Origin of the sequence: Xiashengella succiniciproducens, from assembly GCF_023674465.1 — a bacterium.
GTDB lineage: Bacteria > Bacteroidota > Bacteroidia > Bacteroidales > Marinilabiliaceae > Geofilum > Geofilum succiniciproducens.
Genome location: NZ_CP098400.1, coordinates 2830746 through 2856737 on the forward strand (window position 1 = coordinate 2830746; position 25992 = coordinate 2856737).

At 47.2% G+C, this 25992-nt stretch carries 24 protein-coding genes, 1 tRNA gene, 1 pseudogene and 1 riboswitch; of the genes and pseudogenes, 21 read left to right on the forward strand and 5 right to left on the reverse strand.

Annotated elements, in window-relative coordinates:
* Positions 1–3: 3 nt before the first annotated feature.
* Both M9189_RS11730 and M9189_RS11735 read right to left on the reverse strand, forming a co-directional pair.
* Positions 4–2895, reverse strand: coding sequence for a DEAD/DEAH box helicase family protein (locus M9189_RS11730; protein ID WP_250723470.1), 2892 nt, complete (start codon positions 2893–2895; stop codon positions 4–6).
* Positions 2846–3187, reverse strand: coding sequence for a helix-turn-helix domain-containing protein (locus tag M9189_RS11735; RefSeq protein ID WP_250723471.1), 342 nt, complete (start codon positions 3185–3187; stop codon positions 2846–2848). Before M9189_RS11735 ends, M9189_RS11730 begins: the two co-directional genes overlap by 50 nt.
* A 366-nt stretch (positions 3188–3553) precedes the next feature.
* Between M9189_RS11735 and M9189_RS13005 the strand changes: the two are divergent.
* The 11 genes and pseudogenes from M9189_RS13005 to cbiB form a co-directional block, all read left to right on the forward strand.
* Positions 3554–3889: pseudogene (locus tag M9189_RS13005) on the forward strand (ABC transporter permease); the annotation flags it as partial.
* Positions 3835–4167 carry an ABC transporter permease gene (locus tag M9189_RS13010; protein ID WP_419184186.1) on the forward strand — a complete coding sequence of 111 codons (333 nt, stop codon included), beginning with the start codon at positions 3835–3837 and terminating at the stop codon, positions 4165–4167. The pseudogene M9189_RS13005 and the gene M9189_RS13010, both read left to right, overlap by 55 nt.
* 125 nt (positions 4168–4292) lie before the next feature.
* A riboswitch (cobalamin riboswitch) is annotated at positions 4293–4501 on the forward strand.
* A 114-nt stretch (positions 4502–4615) separates the two neighbouring features.
* Positions 4616–6493, forward strand: coding sequence for a TonB-dependent receptor plug domain-containing protein (locus M9189_RS11740; RefSeq protein ID WP_250723472.1), 1878 nt, complete (start codon positions 4616–4618; stop codon positions 6491–6493).
* Positions 6494–6511: 18 nt separating this feature from the next.
* The gene (locus M9189_RS11745; protein ID WP_250723474.1) at positions 6512–7648 is read left to right on the forward strand and encodes a YncE family protein; all 1137 of its coding nucleotides are present in this window, start codon (positions 6512–6514) and stop codon (positions 7646–7648) included.
* A gap of 84 nt (positions 7649–7732) precedes the next feature.
* The gene (gene cobU, locus M9189_RS11750) at positions 7733–8239 is read left to right on the forward strand and encodes a bifunctional adenosylcobinamide kinase/adenosylcobinamide-phosphate guanylyltransferase (RefSeq protein WP_250723476.1); all 507 of its coding nucleotides are present in this window, start codon (positions 7733–7735) and stop codon (positions 8237–8239) included.
* 53 nt (positions 8240–8292) lie between these two features.
* Positions 8293–9303 (forward strand): nicotinate-nucleotide--dimethylbenzimidazole phosphoribosyltransferase, encoded by a 1011-nt coding sequence (gene cobT, locus M9189_RS11755; protein WP_250723478.1) that lies wholly within the window; start codon positions 8293–8295, stop codon positions 9301–9303.
* A 155-nt stretch (positions 9304–9458) separates the two neighbouring features.
* A complete protein-coding gene (locus M9189_RS11760; RefSeq protein WP_250723480.1) occupies positions 9459–10208 on the forward strand; it encodes an adenosylcobinamide-GDP ribazoletransferase in 750 nt (249 codons plus the stop codon).
* Between the two features lie 3 nt (positions 10209–10211).
* A complete protein-coding gene (gene cobC, locus M9189_RS11765) occupies positions 10212–10748 on the forward strand; it encodes an alpha-ribazole phosphatase (protein WP_250723482.1) in 537 nt (178 codons plus the stop codon).
* Positions 10748–12220, forward strand: coding sequence for a cobyric acid synthase (locus M9189_RS11770; RefSeq protein WP_250723484.1), 1473 nt, complete (start codon positions 10748–10750; stop codon positions 12218–12220). Before cobC ends, M9189_RS11770 begins: the two co-directional genes overlap by 1 nt.
* A gap of 6 nt (positions 12221–12226) precedes the next feature.
* Positions 12227–13252 carry an aminotransferase class I/II-fold pyridoxal phosphate-dependent enzyme gene (locus M9189_RS11775; RefSeq protein WP_250723486.1) on the forward strand — a complete coding sequence of 342 codons (1026 nt, stop codon included), beginning with the start codon at positions 12227–12229 and terminating at the stop codon, positions 13250–13252.
* Complete coding sequence (gene cbiB / locus M9189_RS11780) at positions 13231–14199, forward strand: adenosylcobinamide-phosphate synthase CbiB (protein WP_250723488.1); 969 nt, start codon at positions 13231–13233, stop codon at positions 14197–14199. Before M9189_RS11775 ends, cbiB begins: the two co-directional genes overlap by 22 nt.
* On the opposite strand, the gene M9189_RS11785 is transcribed toward cbiB, so the two are convergent.
* A complete protein-coding gene (locus M9189_RS11785; RefSeq protein ID WP_250723489.1) occupies positions 14152–15456 on the reverse strand; it encodes an NAD(P)/FAD-dependent oxidoreductase in 1305 nt (434 codons plus the stop codon). The two genes, cbiB and M9189_RS11785, sit on opposite strands and share 48 nt — an antisense overlap.
* A gap of 207 nt (positions 15457–15663) precedes the next feature.
* Here M9189_RS11785 and M9189_RS11790 point away from each other — a divergent pair, with 207 nt between their 5' ends.
* The 7 genes from M9189_RS11790 (at position 15664) to M9189_RS11820 (ending at position 20038) form a co-directional block, all read left to right on the forward strand.
* A complete protein-coding gene (locus tag M9189_RS11790; protein WP_250723490.1) occupies positions 15664–16362 on the forward strand; it encodes an aspartate/glutamate racemase family protein in 699 nt (232 codons plus the stop codon).
* Positions 16363–16390: 28 nt separating this feature from the next.
* A complete protein-coding gene (locus M9189_RS11795) occupies positions 16391–16696 on the forward strand; it encodes a hypothetical protein (protein ID WP_250723492.1) in 306 nt (101 codons plus the stop codon).
* Positions 16697–16817: 121 nt separating this feature from the next.
* Entirely contained in the window at positions 16818–17501 is a 684-nt protein-coding gene (gene ung, locus M9189_RS11800) for a uracil-DNA glycosylase (protein ID WP_250723494.1), read from the forward strand.
* Between the two features lie 166 nt (positions 17502–17667).
* Positions 17668–18162 (forward strand): GNAT family N-acetyltransferase, encoded by a 495-nt coding sequence (locus tag M9189_RS11805; protein WP_250723496.1) that lies wholly within the window; start codon positions 17668–17670, stop codon positions 18160–18162.
* Between the two features lie 111 nt (positions 18163–18273).
* Positions 18274–18459 (forward strand): hypothetical protein, encoded by a 186-nt coding sequence (locus M9189_RS11810; protein ID WP_250723498.1) that lies wholly within the window; start codon positions 18274–18276, stop codon positions 18457–18459.
* 245 nt (positions 18460–18704) lie between these two features.
* Entirely contained in the window at positions 18705–19481 is a 777-nt protein-coding gene (locus M9189_RS11815; RefSeq protein ID WP_250723499.1) for a class I SAM-dependent methyltransferase, read from the forward strand.
* Positions 19482–19537: 56 nt separating this feature from the next.
* Complete coding sequence (locus M9189_RS11820; RefSeq protein ID WP_250723501.1) at positions 19538–20038, forward strand: GNAT family N-acetyltransferase; 501 nt, start codon at positions 19538–19540, stop codon at positions 20036–20038.
* Between the two features lie 150 nt (positions 20039–20188).
* On the opposite strand, the gene M9189_RS11825 is transcribed toward M9189_RS11820, so the two are convergent.
* Positions 20189–20260: transfer RNA gene (locus tag M9189_RS11825), tRNA-Arg, on the reverse strand.
* A gap of 164 nt (positions 20261–20424) precedes the next feature.
* On the opposite strand from M9189_RS11825, the gene leuS reads away from it, so the two are divergent.
* The 3 genes from leuS to M9189_RS11840 are packed head-to-tail and all read left to right on the forward strand — an operon-like array spanning position 20425 to position 25446.
* Positions 20425–23211 (forward strand): leucine--tRNA ligase, encoded by a 2787-nt coding sequence (leuS, locus tag M9189_RS11830; protein ID WP_250723503.1) that lies wholly within the window; start codon positions 20425–20427, stop codon positions 23209–23211.
* Positions 23211–24071 carry a YitT family protein gene (locus tag M9189_RS11835; RefSeq protein ID WP_250723504.1) on the forward strand — a complete coding sequence of 287 codons (861 nt, stop codon included), beginning with the start codon at positions 23211–23213 and terminating at the stop codon, positions 24069–24071. Before leuS ends, M9189_RS11835 begins: the two co-directional genes overlap by 1 nt.
* A gap of 4 nt (positions 24072–24075) precedes the next feature.
* Complete coding sequence (locus tag M9189_RS11840) at positions 24076–25446, forward strand: M23 family metallopeptidase (protein ID WP_250723506.1); 1371 nt, start codon at positions 24076–24078, stop codon at positions 25444–25446.
* Here the strand turns inward: M9189_RS11840 and purN are convergent.
* Positions 25352–25915, reverse strand: coding sequence for a phosphoribosylglycinamide formyltransferase (gene purN / locus M9189_RS11845; RefSeq protein WP_250723508.1), 564 nt, complete (start codon positions 25913–25915; stop codon positions 25352–25354). The two genes, M9189_RS11840 and purN, sit on opposite strands and share 95 nt — an antisense overlap.
* Positions 25916–25992: the final 77 nt, after the last annotated feature.

Genomic DNA, 25992 nt, shown 5'->3' on the forward strand with positions numbered 1-25992 from the left:
ATCTTAATCGTTAAAAAACTGGTTTATCTTGTTATTCAATTTGCTGATGTTGGCTGCAATGTCTTTACTGTCCTCCAAATAGAGGAAATCAAATCGCTGATAGCCGAATTTTTCTTTGTTGAGTTTCAGAAACTCCGTCTCCACATAATTTTTCTTTTTCTGAAACACTTTGTCCTCTGCATAAACAGAACCTTTTGTTTCAATAAGCAGGGCTTTGTGAATTTTATCTTTTGCCGTTCGCTTCACAATCAAAAAGTCGGTGGTGTATTTTCCAATATTCTTCCAATATCTGCCCTCTTTAGCAAAACAGTTAATTACAAACTCGGTCAAACCACGTTCACCGTTATAGTAAATTTCCAATTCCTTGTTTTTGAAATCGGCTAACTGCAAGGCTTTTTGAAGCGTTTCAATTTCAAAACCACTGCTCCCGCTTCCGCCAAAATTGTATGGTAAATAATGAAAAGTATGATTTTTAGATTTTACAGGTAGTGAGTAATCTTTATCTGCTTTGAAACTTTCATAAGTCGGAACAAAATTGCCCATTCCCTGGGCTTCCAAAGTTTCTTTCATCAATTGATATGCTTTTTCAATTTCGGCAATATCAATGCTTACGCTTGCATTGGATTTATCCAATTCCAAAATTTTAGTTGTGTCTGCTTCATTCGGGTAAAGTTTTGCGTTCTTCTCTACTTCTGTCAATCGTTCTGCAATCAATAATTCTGCTTGCTTAGGAATTACTTCTGTATCGGTTTGCAAATCCCGTTTGATGCTGAAAGCCAGACGGATTTTTGATTGAATAGTGTGCAGGTCGTATAACTCATTGAAATAACGCTGACCTTTTTTTTCATAAGAAACGGTTTCAAATATTTCGTTCAGTTCGCTATCATATTGGTGTAACAGTGCTTCTGAAATCAAACCAAAACTTTCTCTTGAAATTTCAAAAAGCCATTGGTTGAAATTGGCAAATGCAATTCCTGTTTCATTGATAACATCAATTTCACCTGTGTCAATGTTGGCAATGTCGCTGGTTGTTATCAGGGCAGACGCTTTGAAGTTGTCAATGTTTTTAAGCAAAGCTTTGAGTTTAGCTTTTGTATTCGGTGTTTCTTCTTCATCAATTGCCTGATAGGTTACTTTCATTTGATAGAAATCCACTTTCGGCAATTGCAAAAAGTCCATTCGGGAATGTCTGTCAATGGTCTCAGGTTTTCCAGTTCGCTTAGTGCTGTTCAGTTCTTCAATGCTTGTGTTTTGTTCCTGTTTCAGTTGTTTGTTCAGCGTATCAGCATTGTCTTTGTTCAGCCAAATCAAAGCGGTTTCTTCTTTGCCTTTGTCCACTTGGCGTAAACATCTGCAAGAAGTCTGTAAAACCATATTTTGAGGGCTGTCACCTTTTTGAGAAAGGATAACACCGGTTAAACTTTTACAATCCCAACCTTCTTTACCAATTTGTACTAAAAGAATATAACGCTTTTTGGAAATGGGTAAATCCAATGAACGAAACTCTAATTCGCTGCCTTCGGGTTGCGGATGTGCTTTGTTTCCTTTATGAAAGCGTAAAATCTCATTGGGATTTATTTTCAATTCGCCTGTAAGGAACGGATAAACTTCTTCCTCTAATACTTCAATATTGCTGCAATAGATAGCAACTTTTGCAATCGTTCCGTTTTCGTAAACCTTGTTTTTGTATTGGTTGTCGAAATCCTCAATGCCTTGTTTAATAATTTGGAAACGGTCAAGGTTTTGCCCGATTTTTACTGTTGGTGTTTTTAGAAATTTCCTGATTGCTGTTACAAGCGGATAGTAATAAACTGTATTGGTGATTTGAGAGAATTTAAACTCATAATCGCCTACTTTGATTTTTTCGGCACTTTGCAAGTAAGGCGTTCCCGAAAAACCTAAAACGGTTGTGATGTTTCCTTTGCTGTGCCAGTAATTAACGGCTTGCCTTAATTTGATGTCGTCTGTTGCTGCGTGGTGAACTTCATCTATGAGGATGGATAAATTCGGGATTTGACCGAATAATCGTTTCAGGTCGTTTGTTGTGTCTTTTTCTTCTTCGTCTAATTCAAGTTCTGTTTGTGCATTGAATTTGAAACTTTCCAAAATCACTTTTTCAGCGTTCACTACAAACACTTGCCCGAATGGATTAGGCAAACAAGCATTTACTTTTTGAGCATTCGGGTTTCTTGCCTTGTTACTTTTCTTTGCTGTTTTCTGCTCGTCCAAAACTTCAAACTTCAACAATTTTTTCAGGTTACTTGCTGATGGTTCGGACAATACCCAAGAAGGGTCAAAGTTTTCAATGGTTTTTAAACTCGGAACAATGGAAGATTTCAATCCGGAAGGAATAAGCACTAAAAAATTATGTGCAAATGCTTTGTTGTCGGGTTCGTTGGCGGCAAAATACAAGTCAAGATAAATGAAAGCAGCCATCAGGAAGGTTTTACCTGCTCCCATCGGCAAGCTCATTAAATAGTCGGCATAGCTTACATTGTAAAATATGCTTTTAATGATGGTGTCATAATCTAACGAAGCGGGATTTGCTTTAATTCGTTTTTCCAGTTCAGGGATATATGTTCCATTTCCGTTTTTCTGTCTTGCAAAGTCAAAGAGTGCAAAAGCATTTTTATTTTGAGATAAATACTCTCTTGGAATTTGGTTGATGTCAAGTTTTGTAAGGTCAGTTCCATTGGTGAAAAAGCCCTCTGAAAAAAGTTGCCAAAGCGGTTTGTTTTGTCCTTGAATTTTGAGGAACAAATACGTTTCAATTGCTTCAATTTGCGTATCACGCAAATGTCCTTTGTCACGGATATATTTAACCAAATCACGAATGGTGCAGTCGTCAGATTGCAACCATTTGGTTTTCTTTTCTTGTATGATATAATGAAGCATTACTTTTTTTGTATTTAATTTTCTGTTCAGCAGCTTTCAAAACTTTGTCAGCCAAATTTTCGTTTTGTAAGTCATAAGCAACTTTGTCACTCAGCCACGCAACCAAAAGTTCTTCCTTGTCCAGTTTGTAGAATTTAGCAAACTTCAAAACCTGCTCTTTGGTCGATTTCCTGTCGCCACGTTCAAACTTGCTTATAATAGCTTGGTCTATTTCCATTTCGGCAGCTACCTGTCGAAGGAACAATCCTTTTTCTTCTCTTGCTTTTCTGATTATGTCACCGAAGCTATTCATAAGACAATATGTGTTTTGACAAAACTGATAAAAAGTAAGTATTATTTTCCGATTGTCAGTCCGTGCGGTGGAAAAAATTTAGCTCTTTTGGTTTTGCGAAGGGTCGGGTTTGTGTGTCGGGCAAAACCAAATGTGCTAAATGTGCGGCTGGTAAGAAAAAATTAAAAATGCGGGTGGGCAAAAATTTTAAAAACATTCGGGTCGGCTTTGAGTGTCGGCTCGTTGGTCTGTGTCAAGTTGTTAAAGAACTGTCCAGTTAAAGTCCGCTTATTTGTCAGGTTGCAACATCTCCATTTTTCAGTCGTCACTGTCAGGTTTGCACTGTCTTTTTACGCTTGCCTGTAACTAGAGGGTAATCCTACAGAAGTATTTAAAACAAAAAACAGTGCAGTCTTATCAAAAAGTCTTGCCTACAAAATTTTCGGTAATGAGAGTCCCCAGGGTGAGAGCTTTTCTATCAATGGCAGAACACTAAATATCACCGGAATAATAGAGGACATGCCAGCTAATACTCACTTTAATAGTTGTGATGCAATTATTCCATTTGAAATGCTGGCTGAATTTTGGTCTAATCCAGAGTTACTTACGACTGATTCGAATAGTTCATTCGGACTTTACTTCTTAGCTAAAGAAGGTACAGAGCTTCAATGGGCATCTTTGCAATGTCCATCTATTACCTTCAACATAAGAAAAAAGAAATAGGTATTAGAAAAGTCAACGGAGCCACAATCCCTGAAATTACGAACCTTATCAACCGAGATTTCTTCTCTTGGATAACGATTGCGTTCTTGTTTGCAATTCCAATTTCCTGGATTATTATGGATAAATGGCTGCAAAACTTCGCATACAGGATCAATCTAAGCTGGTGGATCTTTGCTGTCACCATTGTGATCCAGCTGACAATTGCCTTCATCACCATATGCTTACAAAGCCAAAAGGCTGCCAGAGAAAACCCTATTAATGTATTAAAATCTGAGTGATGCCAATATAAAGTCAAGCCTGTCTGTAGCTCTCTCTATCCGGGGAGAACTACTGGCTTACCTTCTGTATATCAATGCATAAAAACTTTATTATAAAAAGGCTTTCCTTATATTGGAAAAAGGATTAGCTTTGCGATGTATTTGGTTTTTGTGAGGTTTGCACCTCACAAAACAAAAAGGGAATCCGGTGATTCCGCAAGGAAAAGTCCGGAGCTGTACCCGCAGCTGTAAGTTCCATCGAAAGGTTTTGACAATACCTCCGCCACTGTTTTTTAACGGGAAGGCCGTCAAAACTGGAACAAGCCAGAAGACCTGCCAGATACAAGCAATGAATAATAACAAAGCTTCGGGACTAAAGCTTGTGAAACCGTTTTACACCTTTCACACATAGCACCCTTAGCTCATTTTTTGAGTTAAAATGCGTTTGTCTTTTATCTTATTCTTATTTGTGACAGCCAATGTGCTGGCAAATACCGACGTATCTGCCGTGATGGATAGCATTACACTTGACGATGTCACTGTGGTGAGCGACTACCAAAGATTTCAGCCGGGGGCCAAAATCGACCGCATCCGCAGCGAAAAGCTGCAGCACATGCCCGAAGCCGGTCTCGACCAGGCACTCATGCGCCTCTCGCCCATTTATGTAAAGGGCAATGCGGGGGGACTGGCAACCATTCGTTTTCGGGGTACGGCGGCCAATCATACGGCCATCAAACTGGGGGGACTCAACATAAACTCACTCACGCTGGGACATGCCAACGCTTCCAACATTCCTACCTACCTTTTCGACGACATCCATTTGCAATACGGCGGGGCATCGGCCATCAATGGCTCGGGCTCCATTGGGGGCACCGTCTATTTGGAGCAGAAAAGCATGTGGACAAAGGGGCAGCGCATGAATTTCAGCAGTACCGTCGGTTCCTTCGGCGAGCAATTTTACGGCAGCAAAATATACCTGGGCAACGGCCACTGGGAATCGGTCACCAAAGCCTACTTGTTTAGGCGGGAAAACGATTTCTATTTCAACAATCCTTACCACGAGAACTATTACACCAACCCTCAGCCCGTTAGGGAAAAGCAGCAGGGCGCGGCCATCGAGAACAAGGGCCTGATGCAGCAGTTTAATTATCGCTTCGACCCTGCCGCGACCCTTCAAAGCACCTTTTGGTATGAGGACAGCTGGCACGAGGTGCAGCCCAATATGCAATCGAACAGTCCGACAGTCCCCGAACTGCACAACAAAAACTTCCGCTCCTGGGTGGGCTACGACAACAAAAAAAATCCCGTAAGCTTTAAGCTGGGGGCAGGCTACGTGCACGATGAGCAGTTGTACCAGAAAAACGAGGACCAGCTGATCGTTACCGACCGCCTGGTCGCGGAAGCTGCTGCCGGCTACAAGCTGGCGCCCGACAAGGAGTTGAAGGCAGGCGTCCTGTACAAGTACATTGTACCGGAGGTGTACGCCTATTCCAAAGACGTGATCGACTACGAGCAACAACTGGACCTCTACCTGTCGTACTACTTTGAGCCGGTGGAAAACCTCAAAGCCACCGTAAACGTTCGGCAAATGCTGGTGACCAATTTCAAGGCCCCCTTCACCCCTGCCTTGCTGCTTGAATACAAGGCGGCGGGCACATCAAAGCAACAGCTTTCGGTGATGGGTGGACTCTCACGCAGCTACCGCATCCCGACTTTTAACGACCGCTACTGGGGCGTGCAGGGCAATCCCAATTTGAAGGCCGAGGAGGGATTGAATGCCGAAGCGGGGTTCAGCTACCTGCGTCAGATGGGGCACAACCACCTTAAGGCCAAGGTCAATCTCTTTTACATGGATGTGGACAACTGGATTCAATGGAGCCCGGGCTCCATTGACTGGGAAGCCCGGAACATCAACCGGGTGGTCAGTAAGGGATTGGAACTGCAGTTGCAGAGCCTCTTTCACCTGGGTCCGCTCGAGACAGAGTGGGGCGGCAACTATTCCTTTAATCCGGTACACGACAAGGATCAAAACGACAAACAACTAATTTATGCCCCCAGGCATAGCGGCAATTTTTACGGCGACCTAAAGTGGAAAGCGGCCGGACTGTCGGTCGACGCCAGCTACACCGGCGAACGCCTGCACAACAAAGTGGGCGATTCACTTCCTGCCCATTTCCTGACCAACCTATCGATCTGGTACCGTTTCAATTACCGCCAACAAAGTCTGCGCCTAAGCGCACAAGTGCTCAACCTTGGCGACGTCGACTACCAAAATGAAGCCTACTACGCCATGCCGGGCCGCAGTTTCAAACTCAGCATCAGTCTGGATTTACACAACAACAAATAACCATTAATACCAACAATCATGTACGCAAAAAACAGCTTTTTTCATTTCAGCAGCAAAGCACTTTGGAGTCTGGCCCTGGTGGCCGCTCTGGGCTTCAGTGCCTGTTCCGACGACGACAACGACGACCAGCCCCAACAGGAAGTCAACGAAGAAATCTCCGGGGCCTATTTCCTGAACTACGGCAGCTACGGCAACGGTGGCGCCAGCATCAGCCGCTACGACTTCCGCAAGGATGCGCTCACCAACAAATATTTTGAGGCGCAAAACCCAGGAATGACCATCAACTCGAACATTCAGTACGGCGCCGCTTACAAGGACACCATTTACCTGATGGGCAACTCGGCCGACGAACTCATATCGCTGGACCTGCACTTCAAGCCTACCGGCAATGCCGTACGCGAAGGCATTGAGAAGCCGCGCTTCTTTGTGGGCCAGGGCGACTACCTCTACATTTCGTGCTGGGGGGCCAATCCCGACTGGAGCGAAATGCCGGACTCCTACATTGCCGTTTACAATACCAAAACCCGGAAGGTGGAGGACAAGATCGCCCTGCCGGGGGGACCGGAAGGACTGGCCATAGCCAAGGGCAAATTGTACGCGGCCCTCAACTACAGTCCAAGGGTAGCCGTGATTGACCTGAACACCGAAGCCATCGATTATATCGACCTTCCTGCTGTCAGCTCCTATTTCGTAAACGATGCCGACGAAAACCTTTATTTGGCTTTGGTCAGCACCTATGGCGACCCCAGCGATGCGGCGGGACTGGCCTACATCAACACCAGCACCGATGAGCTCGAGGACAATTTTGTACTCGATGGAGTCAGTGCCTCCTACGCCAGTATCCTAGCCAAAAACAGCGACGCCAGCACCCTGTACCTGACTGCGGCGGCATGGGAAGATGCAGGAGACGGAACCTGGGTGCAGAAAGGCGCCATCTACAGTTTCGACACCGAAAGTGGGGTCTTTGAGGAATTCGTAACCGGTCTCACCGGCGCCCAGGGCGTCTCAGTAAATCCAATAAACAAGGATGTTTACATTTTGCTGGGCGCCTCAGCCACCGAAGCAGGCAGCGTAAGTATTTACAACGCAGAGGGCGTTCACCAAAAGGACCTGAGCGTGGGCATCTCGCCCTACTGGACCTTGTTCCTCGACTAAATCAAGGATTTGATTATCTGTCCGATAAGTCCCGGGTGCCGTGCAACGGCACAGTTCCCGGGATTTTCTTAAAACCACAAACCTATGGCAGTCACCTTTATCAGCGGGGGACAACGTTCCGGCAAGAGTTCCTACGCCCAACAACTGGCCGAAGCAAGCAGCAAGCAGCCGGTGTATCTGGCCACGGCCCGGCACTGGGACGAGGACTTTAGCCAACGCATCGAGCGCCACCAACGCGACCGGGGTCCACAATGGACCACCGTGGAGGAGGAAAAGCACCTGGGACGCGTCGCCCTGGAAAAGCGCACCGTGCTGCTCGACTGCATTACCCTCTGGCTTACGAATATTTTTCACGACAACAGCTACGATGTGGAGGCCTCCCTGCAGGTGGCCAAAAACGAATGGGAACTCTTACTGAAGAAAAACAACGAGCTGATTGTCGTCAGCAACGAATTGGGCATGGGCATCCATGCCCGGGACGAAGTCTCCCGAAAATTCACCGACCTGCAGGGCTGGATGAACCAGCACATTGCCCGTCGGGCCGACCGCGTAATACTTATGGTTTCCGGTCTGCCCTTAATCATTAAATAAACGCAGTCAAAACACTACAAGCTAAATCTTTCAAAATCATCAATTTCCATCCCATGACCACCCAAAACATACAACAAGCGCTGCGACACAAAATTGACAACAAGACCAAACCCCACGGGGCCTTGGGCGAACTGGAAGCTTTGGCCTTTAAGGTAGGCTGCATCCAAAACAGCCTCTCGCCCCAACTGCGCCAACCCACCATGCTGGTCTTCGCAGCCGACCACGGATTGGCCGACGAAAAAATCAGTCCCTACCCCAAAGACGTTACCTGGCAAATGGCCATGAACTTTGTAGCCGGAGGCGCAGCCATCAGCGTTTTCTGTCGACAAAACGGCATTGCGCTGAAGGTCATCGACGCCGGCGTCGATTACGACTTCCCTGTCGACAGTCCCATCGTGCCTTCAAAAATTGCGCGCGGCTCGCGCAACATGCGTAAAGAACCGGCCATGACCACCGGCGAGTGCGAAAAAGCACTGGCTGCCGGTCGCGCCTTTGTGCGTGCCGAAGCCGAAGCCGGATGCAACACCATTGGTTTTGGCGAAATGGGCATCGGCAACACCTCGCCCTCTTCACTTTTGATGCACCGCTTTTTGGGGCTGCCCATAGAGACTTGCACGGGAGCAGGTGCCGGGATGCGGGGCGAGCAGCTGAGCTACAAGCAACAGGTACTCAAAGAGATTTCTGAAAAATACGACCCGCAAACGCCCCTGGAGACGCTGGCGACTTTTGGGGGACTGGAAATTGCGATGATGGTGGGGGCCTACCTGGAGGCGCGTGAACAAGGCATGGTCATACTGGCCGATGGCTTTATTTCTACCGTCAGTCTGCTGACGGCCTGTCAATTCAACCCGAAAGTAAGCGAGAATGTGGTCTTTTGCCACCAAAGCGATGAGCAGGGACACAGCCTCTTACTGCAGCACTTTGGCGCCCGTCCCATCCTGCAGCTGGGCATGCGTGTAGGCGAAGGCACCGGCGTTGCAGTTGCCCTGCCCGTGCTCCAAAGCGCTGTAAAATTCCTCAACGAAATGGCCAGCTTTGAAGATGCCGGCGTTTCCAACAAGTAAATAGACCCTGCAGTCCTACAAAATTACCCACCCAAAACCAAAACAGCAGGCAGCCGACCCCGCTCGGTCTGTCTGCTGTTCTTAACTGAGTTTAAAAAACGTCCTCAATTTTGTGTAGTTTTAAGGTTCCAAAACACCAAAACCAAAACAGCGACATGCACATCTTTTTCACCGCACTGATGTTTTTCACGCGCATTCCCGTGCCGGCCTCGCTGCCCTATTCACCGGGACTGCTGAATAAAGCGCTGCGCTTCTTCCCACTGGTAGGGGCATTGGTCGGTGCCCTGGGTGCCGGAGCCCTTTGGCTGGCCCTGCTTGTGCTGCCCCTGCCTTTGGCCCTCTTGTTGAGCATCCTGGCGACCATTTTCATCACCGGGGCTTTTCATGAGGACGGTTTCGCCGATTTTTGCGACGGTTACGGGGGCGGTATGACGACCGAACGCATTCTCGACATCATGAAGGAGAGTCGCCTGGGCACCTACGGAACGGTGGGACTTCTGGCCATACTGACGACCAAATACACGGCCCTGCTGCACCTCCCCCCTTCCGAAATATTTGGACTGCTGATAGCGGGCCACACCCTGAGTCGCCTCCTTCCGGTGCTGCTGGTACGCACCACCCCCTACATCCGCGAGGATGCCCTCAGCAAGGCCAAGCCCATTGGCAATGAGGTCAACACCGTCTCCCTCTGGATAGCGAGTCTGACTGCCCTCCCCTTTCTACTGCTCCTGCCCCTTCAACTTACGGTCCTGCTGCTTCCCGCAGCTCTGCTCGTTTACTGGCACTTTCGCCACTACATCATGAAGCGTACCGGAGGCTACAGCGGCGATGTACTCGGCGCCCTGCAGCAACTTGTTGAAATCACCCTGTACGTAGTCGCAGTTATTTATTACAACCATTTTTAAGCCATGCAACTCACGCTCTTACGTCACATCCAGACCCAGGCCCCGGAGGGACTCTGTTACGGACAAAGCGAACCGCCGCTGCCGGACGATTTCGAAAAGCAGCACCGCCAGCTGGCCCGGGCCCTGCAGAAGAAGAAATTCCACGCCATCTATTCCAGTCCCCTTAGCCGTTGCGCCCTGCTGGCCCAAGCCATTGCCGGCGACCAAAAGGTGCTGATGGATGAACGCTTGATGGAACTCAATTTTGGCGACTGGGAGGGCTTGCATTGGAGCGAAATTGAGCAAAAGCCCGAAGCGCAGGCCTTCTTCGACGACTACCTGCGCTGCGCGCCGCCCGGAGGAGAGTCTTTCGAGGATCTCATTGTCCGCATCGAAGCCTTTTTAAGAGACCTCAAAAAGAAACATCCCCGTCAGCAAATCCTCGTAGTGAGTCACGGCGGTCCCATCCGCGTGGTACACGGATTGGCCGAAAATTTATCGCCGGAGCACTATTTCAACCGTCAGGTGGCCTACGGACACCTGGCACAAATCTGCCTTTAATGACCAAACAAGAAACTTTGCGTCCCCTGATGTTTGTCGGTACCGGCTCCGATGTGGGCAAATCGGTGCTTACGGCCGCTTTTGGTCGACTGCTGCTGCAGGAAGGCTACCGACCGGCCCCCTTCAAGGCCCAAAATATGTCGCTCAACAGCGGAGCCAGTCCCGAAGGCCTGGAAATGGGCCGCGCTCAAGTGGTGCAGGCCGAGGCCTGCGGAATCAGTCCCTCCGTCCACATGAACCCCATCCTCCTCAAACCCACCGGCGATAAAGTGAGCCAGCTCGTACTCCTGGGCAAGCCGGCCGGGGACCAAAGCGCGCAGGAATATTTTAACCGGGGCGACCGCGACGCCCTCTTCGAAGTGGCCATGCAGTCGTGTCGCAGACTGATGGAGCGCTACAGTCCCCTGCTGATTGAAGGCGCCGGATCCATTTCGGAAGTGAATTTGTGGGACCGCGACATCACCAACCTGCGGGTGGCTGAGGCGGTGGATGCGGCGGTGATTCTGGTGGCCGACATCGACCGGGGCGGGGTCTTTGGCTCGGTGTATGGCTCCATTCAACTGCTGCCACCCAAGTACCGGCGCTTGATTAAGGGCATCCTCATCAACAAGTTTCGGGGCGATGCCGAACTTTTCGAAGATGGCCGAAGCATGCTGGAAGAACTGACCGGCGTGCCGGTGATTGGCGTAGTGCCCTACTTTCGCGATATTTTTATTGAACAGGAAGATTCGGTGGTGCTCGACCACATGAAGCAGGGACCTCAGGAAGGAAAAATTAATGTTGGTGTGGTGGCCCTGCCCCACATGTCCAACTTCACCGACTTCGATACCCTGCAGCAAGTGGAGGAAGTGCAAGTCTTTTACCTGCGGGAGGCTAAGGCGGTAAAGGACGCAGACATCGTACTGCTCCCCGGCTCAAAAAGCACCATCGCCGACCTGCTGTATCTGCGCCAAAACGGCATGGAAGCCGCCATTCTACAGCACCACCAGTCCAACAAGCCGCTCTACGGCATTTGCGGCGGCTTTCAGATGATGGGCCAAAGCATTGCCGATCCGCAGGGTGTGGAGGGTGCGGTCAAAGAAGTGCGGGGCATGGGTATTTTGCCGGTAAAAACGGTATTGGGGACGGACAAGAAGACCGAGGTCTGCCGGTTCCACTTTCTGGACCAGCCGACCGTGAGCGGTCGCGGTTACGAAATTCACATGGGCAGGACTACCGGCGGTGACGCACTTTGCCGCCTGGACGACGGCAGCAAAGATGGCGCTCGTCTGAACGCGCGCTGCTGGGGCACCTACATCCATGGGATTCTCGACAACGAAGCCGTCCTTCAGGAAATCCTCCAAATTGTGCGTCCCGGCATCCGGGTCAGGGCCGATTATGCGGCCCTGAAGGAAAAGGGCTTCGACCAGCTGGCCGACTTGCTGCGCAGGCACATCGACCTGCCCTATATTTACCAACTGCTTCAAAAATAAGTCACCATGTTGCAGGGCCACGGCAATAACCGCAATGCGTTTCCCGGAAAAATAAGCTGCGATTTCAGCTCCAATGTGCTGCCGGCAGCTCTGCCGGGCGACTTGCTGGAGCATTTGAAAGGGCGACTCGAAACGTTGAGCGACTACCCCGAGGTGGATGCCGCAAGTGCCGCCCGCTGTCTGCAAACCCAACACGCGGCCAGCGGAGCAGGAGTCCTGGTGACCAACGGCAGTACCGAGGCCTTTTACCTCCTGGCCCACCTGTTCCGTGGTGCCCGCTCGGGCATTGTGCTTCCCTCCTTTGCCGAATACGAAGACGCCGCCCGCTGCTACCGGCATCAAATCAGTTTCCTAAAGGCAGAAGCGGTGAATGTAAAGAACTGCCGGCAACTGGACCTCCTATGGCTGGGGCAGCCGAACAATCCCGACGGTCGCTGCTGGTCGCCCCACTTCCTGCGCGAATTGGCGCAGTCCCTGCCGCAGACCACCCTCCTGATCGACGAAGCCTACCAGGAACTCTGCTCAGACGCTGAGGGTCTGACCACCCAAGTCCTGCCCCCCAATATGGTGGTGGTACGCTCCCTCACCAAGATCTATGGTCTGGCGGGACTCCGGGCCGGCTATCTGCTGGCTCAGGGAAAGCTGCTGGAAAAGCTGCAGCCCCTGCGCATGCCCTGGAGCGTGAACAGCCTGGCCCTGGCGGCCATCACCTGGCTGCATGCCCATCCGACCGACCATAAGCCACAAATCAACGAAACGCTGTCCGAAGCCCGGAAGCTGCAAAAAGCCCTGCGCCAAAGGCCGGAGCTGGAGGTAACGCCCTCTGCCTGCAACTTTTTTCTGACACGTACCCGGGTGGGCACGGCGGCGGACCTACAGCGCTATTTGGTGGCGGAGCACGGACTCCTAATCAGAAATGCCGATAATTTCCGGGGACTGGGTCCGGGTCATTTTCGGGTGGCGGCGCAGACGCCCGCCGCCAATCTGCAACTGCAAAAGGCCATAGTAGAATGGTTGAATCAGCAACAATAAGCGAATTACTGCCCTGGCTGCTGCCGCTGTTGCTGGGCTATGGGGCCGACTTGCTGCTGGGCGATCCGCGGCACTGGCCGCACCCGGTAAAGGGCTTTGGGCATGCCATCGGCAAGGCAGAAAGTCTGCTGAACCGCGGTTCGCAACGCCTGCTGAAGGGTCTGCTTCTGGTGCTGGTACTGGTAACGACCGTTTTCATCGCCCTGCAGTATTGCACGTCCCTGCTTGCCCTGAGTCCCTGGCTCTACTACCCCGCTGCCAGTCTGCTCGTATTTTGGGGACTGGCCAACCGCAACCTCATCGATGAAGTGAAGGCGGTAGACAAAGCCTTAACCAATGGGGGACTCCCCGCCGGTCGCCGCCAACTCTCCATGATTGTGGGTCGCGATACAAGTCGCCTCGACGAAAACCAAATCCGGACAGCCGCCCTGGAAACCCTGTCCGAAAATCTGAGTGATGGCGTTATTGCCCCGCTGATTTACTACCTGGTGGGTGGACTCCCCCTCATGTGGAGCTACAAAATGGTGAACACCCTCGATTCGATGTTGGGCTACAAAAGCGATCGCTACCGCCTCTTTGGGCGCGCCGCCGCCCGTCTCGACGATGTGGCCAACTTTGTCCCCGCCCGCCTCACCGCCCTGCTGATGGTAGTGGTCGGCGGCTCGCCCCGCGCCCTGCGCTTCCTCTTTCGCTACGGACACCGCCACACCAGTCCCAATGCCGGCTACCCCGAAGCCGCCCTGGCGGGCATCCTGGACCTACGCTTTGGAGGGCCCGCCACCTACCACGGACGGGTCCATAAAAAACCCTGGATCGGGGAACGATCCAGGGTCGTTTCGCAAAAAGATTTGCTTCGTGCCTGCGCCATCAATCAACGCAGCACCCTGGTGATGGTGATCTTAGTCGTGACCGTGCTGTTGTTGCAGGGTGGCGTTCTCCTCCCTTAACTTGTCCTCCGGCATCAATATCAAACGCAGCGAAGTGTTTTTAGTCAGGTACAGCCATGCCCAGTTGATAAAGATCACAAGGCGGTTGCGTACACTTAGTATCAACATTAGGTGTAAGAACATCCATACAACCCATGCAAAGAAACCCTTAAATCTGAAGAACGGAAAGTCAACCACTGCCTTGTTTCGTCCGATAGTAGCCATGGATCCGAGATCCTTGTATTCATACTCCTTAAGTGACCTGCCTTTTAATCTTCGTGTGAAGTTGAGAGCCAGATTTCTGGCCTGGTTAATTGCAACATTCGCAACCTGAGGATGCCCCTTGGGATACTTTGGGGTCTCCATATAGGCTATGTCTCCTACCGCAAATACATCCTCAAGACCAACAACCTTATTATAGCGATCAACCCTGATACGATTGCCTGGACCTTCAGCCTCCCTGGGCAGTCCTTCAATCTTATTACCTGTTACCCCCGCGGCCCAGATCACCGTCTTGGCCTCAAGACTGGTGCCGTTGCTCAGTTGCAGCGTACGCCCGTCGTAATCCTTTACAAAAGTTGAAGTCAGCAGTTTTACCCCCATTTTTTCGAGGTAGCGGCGACTGGCCTCCCGGGAGGCCGCGCTCATGTTGTTGAGCGTATGTGCACTGCCCTCTACCAGATAAATGGTGAATTTGGAAAAATCGATGCGGGGATAGTCCTTAGGCAAAACGTTTTTACGAATCTCAGCAAAAGCACCGGCCAGCTCAACGCCGGTGGGCCCCGCACCCACTATCACCAGGGTTTGGTAAAAGGCTTTTTGATCGGCCGGAGCGGTGATGGTGCGTTCAAAGGTCATCAAAATGTGGTTGCGGATGTGGATGGCATCTACCGACGATTTGAGGGTAAACACATGTTTGGCGATGTTGTTGTTCCCAAAAAAGTTGGTCTTACAACCCGCTGCAATCACCAGGTAGTCGTAGGCAAAGGACCCGATACCCGTATGTACCTTTTTCTGTTCGGTATCGATGCGATCGACCACCGTCAGACGAATTTGCACACTCATGTTGCCGTGAAAAATGTTGCGCAAGGGAAAGGAGATACTGGCCGGCTCTATCTGCGAAGTGGCCACCTGATAAAACAAGGGCTGAAACTGGTGATGGTTCACCTTATCGATGAGCAATACGTCAAAATTTCTTTTATCCAGTTGACGCACAAACTGGATGCCGGCGAAACCTCCTCCAATCACTACAACACGTGGTTTCCTGTTTGGTGTCATGTCCCCTATTTTAATTATATATAATAACCTATGATTAACAATAGCGCAAGTTTTTAGTTGCCCCTGCCAATAGTATAATTTCCTAATTAAGGTTTACCACTGTTAACCTTGAATTACCTACGCTACAAATATGAATATAATTGTGGATAATTTTGTCTTTTATTCTTTAAATTCTGTACCTTTAACATTCAAGCAAATCAATACGAAATGAAAAAAATTGGCTTAATCGGTGGTCTGGGTCCCGAAGCAACGGTCGACTATTATAAGGCCATCATCGATTCATTTAAGGAAGGCAACAGCGGAGATCTCAACTATCCCGAGATGCTGATATACAGTGTTAATATGGAACACTTTATCGGTTTTGTAAGAAGGGGCAACCACAAAGCAGCTACAGACTACCTGATTGAGGCAACTAATGCGCTTGCAAAAACAGGAATAGACTTTATAGCTCTTACAGCCAACACTCCACACCTCTTTTTTGATGAGATACAAAAAGCCACAGCAGTTCCTATGCTCAGCATAGTAGAAGCCACAGCTCGTAAGGCTAAGGCTTTGGGTTTAAGACGGACCGGACTGATAGGCACGTCATTCACTATGCGTTCCGGTTTCTACAGTGAGGTGTTTAACAAATACGGGATTGAAATTGAAATACCTGACAAAGACGACATTAAATACATCAACGATAAACTGTTTAGCGAAATAGAACTGGGCATCTTCAAAGAGGAGACCCGGGAGGGGCTAATAGAAATCATCGGGAAGATGAAAAGCCAGCAAAATATCGAAGGAGTAATTCTGGGTTGTACAGAACTCCCATTGATACTGACCCAACCGGAATACCATGGCATTCCCTCTCTCAACACTACAGCAATTCACGTCAGGGAAATTGTTGAATACTGCAGAAAGTAATAATAGTTTGAGTTAAAAACCTGGTGCTATGAAAACAACACATTCTCCAAAGGATTACACACCGATGGATCCCGATTACTTTGACACAGTACAACTGCTAATTGGGCTTCACTGCAAGGCACATTATTTTGACACCGGAAACAAAGTAATGGATGCTACAGGGGTTGTAACGGGTTTGTTCAGCCCGGATGGCTTTTCTCGCTATGTTGTGTTGGACAATGAGATGGCAATCAGAGCCGACCGTATCATAACTCTAAACGGTAGACCGGGACCTGCATTTGATGAATATGATCTCTATGCTTTGCAGTGCCTCACCTGTATGGGAGGTATGTAGCACAACATCTGTGATGCAATTACAATTACATTGCTTAAATTTATAGTCGGTAACGTAGCACCGGAAGCTGTAAACATTTAACATCCATAGGTTTCCGGTGGTGTAAAGCAATAGTAATTCAATGACACGGGTCAATATCAATCCCCATATCGAAGAAAGCTGGAAACAAGCCCTTTCGGGCGAGTTTCAGAGTCCCTATTTTGCACAGTTAAAAGAGTTTCTGATTGAGGAGCGAAAAAGCCAGATAGTCTTTCCTCCGGCACCAAAGATTTTTGCTGCATTCGACACCACCCCTCTTGAGAAGGTGAAGGTTGTAATCCTTGGACAAGACCCCTATCATGGTCCTGGGCAGGCTCATGGTCTTGCATTTTCTGTTCCTGAAGGTATTGCTCTACCACCATCTCTTCAAAATATATTCAAAGAAATATCTGATGACCTCGGCATTAGAATGTCTGGTAAAGGCAATCTGGAACCCTGGGCCAGACAGGGAGTGCTGCTACTCAACGCGACTCTGACTGTAAGGGCGCATCAGGCCGGATCACACCAGAAGCGTGGATGGGAACTCTTTACAGATGCGGCAATTAAGGCGGTGTCAGAAAAGTGCGAAGGGGTAGTCTTCCATCTCTGGGGAGCCTATGCTCAGGCAAAAGAGGGACTAATCGACAAGTCTAAACACTATATCCTCAAAGCACCTCATCCCTCTCCCCTATCTGCTCACAGAGGATTCATGGGCTGCAAGCATTTTTCTAAAACAAATGAGATACTTGTAAGCCAGAACAAGGAACCAATCAACTGGGCACTATAAGGTTCATAACATCACTCTGTTATTGACATATAACGGCCATGTAAAAACCTCAACTCAAAATACCTTTATTTTAGTCTGAAGATTCTATTCCAGATTATAGTGTTTATATTTATCCTATGTAAGCAAAATAGAAACGCTCTCAGGAGTTTCAGATAAGTACTGCCCTATGGAATTGAAAGCTCTTCAGGACAAGGATATCCAACTGGTGGGCAACTGGATTAGCAAGCCTCATGTGTTCAAATGGCTGTGCCCCGGTGGGGCACAGGTTAAAGAGGACTGGCTTGACGAGTTAAAGGGGAGAAGCACTTCCCACAGACATTTCAGACATTTTCTTGCATATATTGGCGACAGACCTATTGGTTTTTGCATGTATTACGACAGTTTCTTCGAAAAGGAATACATACTTTCACACTATGGGCTTGAAGTGGATAAGCCGGGACAAGTCTTCGAAATAGGGTATCTTATCGGAGAGGAGAAGTTCCTTAATAAGGGTTATGGCAAAAGGATGATAGTTCTTATTGAGGAACTGATCAAAGCGGAAGGAGGCATGCTGATACTAGCGGATCCATCCGAAGAAAACGGTGCATCCGTCAGAGTCCTCCTTGCTGCAGGTTTTCAAAAATACAAGGATGAAGACTACAGGAAATACATGATTACTTAAACCAAAAGACAACTCCATGAGAGCATACAGCACAGTGGAGATCTACTACTTCACACGTACAGGAAATGCAGCCCGGATCTGTGTATTCTACCATTAAGCCTAGGATACTATATGTTTGGAAGATTTGCCTATGTATCTGTAATATTCCTTGTCCTGCTAAACCCCCTTTATAAGCTTCAACATTACCTGCTCAGGTACAAAGCCTTTGATACCATTATCAGATGTCTTTCCCTTACAAGCTACGGCTGGTGGGGCAGATACACCACTCCCAGACCAGATGGCAAAGAAAAATGCTGATTGTCGATGCCTTTACTTGCATTTCTTAATTCAAACTTAGACCTTTGCTTCAGAATACCTAAGCTGCTTTATGTTTAAGAAGGATCTTGTGAAGTAAGTAAGCTGGGCCGCAAGACCTCTGCTTATCCCTCCAAATAATTCGGCTACCCTTCAGCCGGAGTGTGTTTATATTATCCTTTCTTTTATTTACAGTTAAATTTAAGAACGGTCCCAAAGGATCATTCTTATTCTTAATCATTAAAGCAATGAGTACAGAACAAAATACAATCCACGAGTTCGACTTCAACCTTATCTGCGAATACTTCTCAATGTTTGAGCGTCAGGGTCCCGGCAGTCCGGAAGCAACTCTCAAGGCTCTTAGTTTTGTCGAAGGACTAACTGCAGACTCCTCTGCAGCCGATTTAGGCTGTGGCACAGGAGGACAGACTATGACCCTTGCCGGCCAGCTGCCATGCAGGATTACAGGACTGGATCTATTCCCTGGTTTCATTGAGCGATTTAAACAGAACTCAGTCCGTCTTGGATTCCAGGACAGAGTAAAGGGGATAGTCGGGTCTTTTGCCGACCCTCTGCCATTTGAAAAGGAAAGTCTTGACCTTATATGGTCGGAGGGAGCAATCTACCACATAGGTTTCCGCAAAGGTATTGAAACATGGCGACCCTACCTCAAAACGGGAGGCTATATAGCCCTGACCGAGGCATCATGGCTCACCAATAACCGACCAGATGAGATCCGGAATTTCTGGATGGAGGCCTATAATGAGATTGACACCATCCCGACTAAGATTAAACAGATTCAGGATGCAGGTTATCTACCCGTGGCTTCCTTTGTCCTTCCAGACTACTGCTGGATTGAAAACTTCTATCTACCCCAGCTACAGGTCCAGGAAGAGTTCCTAAAAAAGTATCCGGGAAACAGCACTGTGGAAAGATTCATCGAGATGGAAAGGCATGAACAGGACCTATTTATGAAGTATAGAGAGTACTACGGTTACGTCTTTTATATCGGAAGAAAGCTTTAAATCAACCAAGGGGGAAGACCAGCCTGGGCAGGTCTTCCCTCACTATCAGATGAAATATGACTCTCAACAATTATGAAATAAGAGAAATTCAGGCAAGCGAACTGCCCTGTCTTGAGGAGCTGGTTTACGAGGCTATTTTCAATCCGGATCCCTCCAATCCTTATCCTCATGAAACAATTTATGAACCTAATGTTATAATCTATTGGGATAAATGGGGATCAGGAAAAATGGACAGATGTCTTGTTGCATTGGAAGGGGACAAGGTTATTGGTGCAGTTTGGTGCCGACTGTTAAATGGCAACCCCAAAGGTTATGGATATGTAAACGATGGGTCACCTGAGCTTACTATAGCTCTTTATCCGGAGTACAGAGGACAAGGCATAGGGACTATGTTGTTAAGAAAGCTGGTGCAGCAGGCTACCCTCGATGGTTTTAAAGGGCTGTCAATTAGCGTTACCAAGGGAAACCCTGCTCTTAAACTCTACGCGCGGGAAGGATTCTCCATTGTTGATGATAACGAATATGACTTTATCCTTTACAAATCCCTTCAAAGCTGACGGCTTCGTTCACATAAGCACTTTAATCTGACACTGCTCTGCTGAGCAACAACAATTTACAGTGTTAATGCCTTTTATTCCAGGCATGATACATCAGTTAACCAAAACAAGAAGCCGCAAGTCTTTCCGAGAAAGACTTGCGGCTTCTTGTGGTCCCGACGGGAGTCGAACCCATATCGCTGGAACCGGAATCCAGTATTCTATCCATTGAACTACGGGACCGGATAGAGAGTGCGAAAATAGCAATTTTTATTCTTTCACTACAATAATTCAGCGCATTTTACCTTAGGCTACACTAAGCTAATCCAACATGATTCAAAAACTTTTCATAAATTCGCAAATTCGTATTCTTGTTAAATTACAGACATTTCAAACATATAGCGGTCATGGATTACGATTTCAGAAAAATTGAGAAAAAGTGGCAACAGAATTGGATTGAAAACAAGACTTATAAAGTTGACATTGATCTATCAAGGCCTAAGTTTTACGTCCTTGATATGTTTCCTTATCCCTCAGGTGCTGGCCTGCACGTTGGACACCCACTGGGATATATAGCATCAGACATTTACAGCCGCTATAAGAGACTTAACGGGTTCAACGTACTGCACCCAATGGGCTACGATGCCTATGGTCTGCCAGCTGAGCAGTATGCTATCCAGACTGGACAACATCCTGCAGTAACAACCGAACAAAATATCAAAAGATATCGCGAACAGCTTGACAAAATAGGCTTCTCATACGACTGGGACCGTCAGGTCAGGACCTGTGAACCCGAATACTATCACTGGACTCAATGGGCCTTCAAGAAGATGTTCGAGCATTACTACGACAATGACGCCGATAAGGCTCTTCCGATAAGCCAACTTGTAGAAAGGTTTGAAAAACAGGGTACAGTTGGCTTGAATGCTGCTCAGACCAAAGAACTCAGCTTTAGTGCTCAAGAGTGGAATAACATGTCAACCAATGAGCAGCAGGAAGTGCTACTCAACTACCGCCTAGCATACCTGGCTGATACTGTAGTAAACTGGTGTCCGGCTCTGGGTACTGTACTTGCCAATGATGAGGTAAAGGATGGGTTCAGTGTCCGCGGAGGACATCCGGTTGAGCAAAAACTAATGCGTCAGTGGCTGCTTCGAATTACAGCATACTCAGAAAGACTGCTTAAAGGCCTCGATACTGTCGACTGGACTGACTCCCTCAAGGAAATTCAGCGTAACTGGATCGGTCGTTCAGAAGGTGCTGAGGTATTGTTTCCGGTCAAGGACTCAGAGCTGAAGCTCAATATATTTACCACACGTCCCGACACTATCTTCGGAGTAACCTTTATGGTACTGGCTCCTGAAAGTGAGTTGGTACCCCTTCTTACATCTGCCGAACAAAAACAGGCAGTTGAAGACTACCTCGAACTGGTTAAGAAGCGTACCGAGCGTGAACGTCAGGCTGAAGTCAGAAAAGTAACCGGTGTCTTTACCGGCTCCTACGCCATCAACCCCCTTAGCAACGAGGTGATACCTATTTGGATAAGTGACTATGTATTGGCAGGCTATGGTACTGGTGCCATTATGGCAGTACCTGCCCACGACAGCCGTGACTTTGCCTTTGCAAGGACCTTTGGTCTCCCCATACCCCAGGTAGTAGTGCTTCCCGGACAAGAAGCTTCCGACACTTCAACATGGACCGACTCCTTTGACTCAAAGGAAGGTACCATGATCAATTCGGGCTTCCTCAACGGTTTGTCGGTTGCCCAGGCTATTGAAAAAATAAAGAAACATATAGAAGACAATGGCCTTGGAAGGGTCAAGGTCAACTACCGCCTGCGTGATGCAATCTTCAGCAGACAACGTTACTGGGGTGAGCCCTTCCCTGTGTACTTCAAGGATAATATGCCTTATGTACTTAATGAGGATGAATTGCCTCTGGAACTTCCGGAAATTGATAAGTATCTTCCTACTGAAAAGGGAGAACCGCCACTTGCAAGGGCAAAAAACTGGAAGACTAAGGAAGGATATCCTCTTGAAGTCAACACAATGCCTGGATTTGCGGGATCTTCAGCATACTATCTGCGCTATATGGATCCACGTAACAGAAAAGCACTGGTCAGCAAGGAAGCTAACGAGTACTGGCAGGATGTAGACCTCTATATCGGAGGAACTGAACATGCTACAGGTCACCTTCTCTATTCAAGATTCTGGAACAAGTTCCTCTATGATCTTGGCTATGTATGCAAGGATGAACCATTCAAAAAACTGGTCAATCAGGGAATGATACAAGGCAGGTCCAATTTTGTTTATCGCATAAAAGGAACAAACACCTTTGTGTCTTACAATCTGAAAGACAAGTATGATACAATGGAAATACACGTTGACGTCAACATGGTTCGCAATGACATCCTTGACATCCAGGCTTTCAAAGCCTGGAATCCTGAATATGCCAATGCCGAGTTCATACTCGAGGATGACAAATACGTGTGCGGATGGGCAATTGAAAAAATGTCCAAGTCTATGTTCAACGTGGTCAACCCAGATACCATTGTAGAGGAGTATGGAGCTGACACATTGCGTTTGTATGAGATGTTTCTGGGTCCTCTTGAACAATCAAAGCCATGGGACACCAATGGTATAGACGGTGTACATAAATTACTGCGCAAGGTGTGGAAACTTTTCTTTGACAGAGATGGCAAACTGATTGTGACAGATGAAAAAGCTACCGCTGATGAGTTAAAGGTATTGCACCGCACAATCAGAAAGATATCTGAAGACATTGAAAGATTCTCATTCAATACGGCCGTAAGTGCCTTTATGATTTGTGTCAATGATCTTACAGCACTCAAGTGCAACAAGAGGGAAATACTTGAACCACTTACAATTCTGTTAGCACCTTTTGCTCCCCATATATGTGAAGAAATATGGCATGCCCTGGGTCACAATCAGACAGTCTGTGATGCGCCATGGCCACAATTTAATGCTGATTATCTGGTTGAGAGTACTGTAGTTTATCCTGTATCATTCAATGGAAAGGTGCGCTTTAAGCTGGAAGCTCCAGCAAGCCTTAACCCGGCTGATGTTGAAAAACTTGTGCTGAAGGAAGAGCAGACTCAGAAATGGACTGAGGGCAAAGAGGTGAAAAAAGTGATAGTTGTACCGGGTAAAATAATAAACATAGTAGTAGCCTGATGAAATTTAAAGCATTTGGTAATGGGTTGTTATCCTACATATTCCTTACCATAGGACTTGGGATTAGTGCTTTGGGATGGGCCGGCTTTATTATCCCGTCAAAGATTATTGCAGGTGGCTTGACTGGCATAGCAACAGTCCTGCACTTCCTGACTGGCTTCGATATTGGTCTTATGACTCTTATAATGAATACCATCCTGATTGTAACTTCAATGAAGGTTATCGGAGCTTCGTTTGGGGTAAAAAGTATTTACTCGGTAGCAGTCTTTTCATTATTTCTGTCCATTATTACACATCTGGTTTCAGAACCTCTGATTACTGACAGGATTATGGCAACAGTAACAGGTGGGGTACTTGCCGGTACAGGTGCAGGAATAGTATTCCTTAATGGAGGTAGCACAGGGGGCTCTGACATCATAGCCCTAATGATCAACAAATACAAGAATATATCCCTCGGTCGCTTACTGCTTTATATTGATTCAGTAGTAATCGGATCATCATTTATTCTGTTCAGGTCTCTTGAAACCATGATCTTTGGTTTCGTTACAATGGCAATTCTGGCCTATACGGTTGACCTTATCATAAGCGGTACAAAACAGACTGTCCAGTTCTTTATCTTCTCTGATCATTATGAAGAAATTAAGCATCAGGTGATAAATGTTGCAAAGCGAGGTATTACAGTGATACCTGCCGAAGGAGGTTATTCAGGTAAAGAGGTTAAAGTGCTGATGGTCATTGCACGTAAAAGTGAGTCTCAGGCTATCCTAAATATAATCAAGGAAGCAGATCCCAGAGCATTTATAACTATGGGCAATGTAATGGGTGTATTTGGACAGGGTTTTGACAGCATAAAAGTATGAGCAAATGAAGAAGCTACACATAATAATCTCGATTCTTGTTCTGACTATCATTGCAGTTGTCATATATATATATCAATGGCGTGCTAAAAATGACGTTGAGCAGGATCTCATAATTGCAGAGGAACCGGCTCCTCCCCCTCCACCACAGCTTCTTTACGGACTACCAAAAGATTCCTTCAGCATAGAGAACTATAAAGTAAGCCGCAATCAGAATCTTGCTTCCATACTGCTTCCAATAAAGGTTGACAACCAGATTGTCAACCTCTTGGCTGAGAAAAGCAAGCCCATTTTTGATGTTAGAAAGATACGTACTGGTAACAGTTATTCTGTTTTTTACAGCAGAGACTCCCTAATGACTCCCATGTGGTTTGTCTATGAAATAGACAATACCGACTACCTCGTGATGCAGCTTACAGATACATTCCATGTATATCGTGACATAAAGCCGGTTGAGACTATAAGAAAGGTTGGCTCAGGAATTATTAGCTCATCCTTGTGGAATACAGTAAAGGATAATAATCTGAGTCCAATGCTTGCATTCGAATTATCAGAGATCTTTGCGTGGACTGTTGATTTCTTTGGTATCGAAAAAGGAGACAACTTTGTAGCTATCTATGACGAACAATATGTAGACAGTGTTTCAATAGGCGTTTCTACTGTCCATGCTGCCATTTTCAATCACAAAGGACGTGATTATTACGCATTTAAATATCCGAACGACAGTGTAACAAACGGATTCTTTGATGAAGAAGGCAATAGTCTTCGAAAAGCATTCTTAAAGGCACCTCTAAAATTCTCACGTATTAGTTCACGCTTCAGCCACAGCCGTTTTCATCCCGTACTTAAGATCAATCGACCTCATCATGGGGTTGATTATGCCGCACCTGCAGGAACTCCCGTTTATGCAATTGGTGATGGAACCATTATCCAAAAAGGATGGGATGCAAAAGGAGGAGGTAACTATCTCAAAATACGACACAATAGCGTATATACTTCCGTATATATGCATCTGCAGGGCTTTGCCAAGGGAATATCAAAAGGTGACAGGGTAGCTCAGGGTCAACTTATTGGTTATGTAGGAAGCACAGGCCTGTCAACAGGTCCGCATCTTGACTTCCGTATGTACAGAAACGACTCTCCAATAGATCCTTTAAAGGTTGAAGCTCCTCCGGTAGAACCTGTTCCAGGTGAAGATATGCCACACTATCTGGAATTCATCAGCCAGTTCAAAAATCGACTTGATGAGCAGAAAAACCGGCTTGCAAAAGGAGAACAGGATATTACTCAAGTAAACGGAGGATCACTTTCGGGAAGTGCTCATACTCAAGAGCATGTATCTTCAATGCCAGGGTCTCAGGGGTATCATCAGGACTAACACTACAAGAAGCCTGAAATATTATATCACCATCGTCATACTTCTCATTCACGTAGTGGATAGTGATACCTGACTGCTTTTCCTTATTGTCTATTACTGCCTTGTGAACCTTATCTCCATACATCCCTTTGCCACCATAATTTGGCAGTAAGGCCGGATGTATATTAATAATACGACCAGGAAAAGCTTTTACAACATCTGAAGGAACCAACCACAAAAAGCCTGCAAGTACTATCAGATCAGGCTGTTCACCCTGCAAAAAGCTCAAAACTCTGCCATTTACATAAAAGTCATCCCTCGTAAAAACCATTGTATTTACGCCGAGGGCTTTGGCTTTGTCAAGAGCCAAAGCCTGAGGATTATTTGATAAAAGCCAGGAAATCCTTGAAATTTTCGAATTTTCGAAAAAACGGATTATATTTTCGGCATTTGTTCCGGAGCCCGAAGCCAGGATCACAACATTCTTCATTATCAATAGTTTATAGTGCCCAAAAAGCGCCTTTCAAAAGCTAAAAATATAAAAAAAGAGCACGCTTCATGAATTTC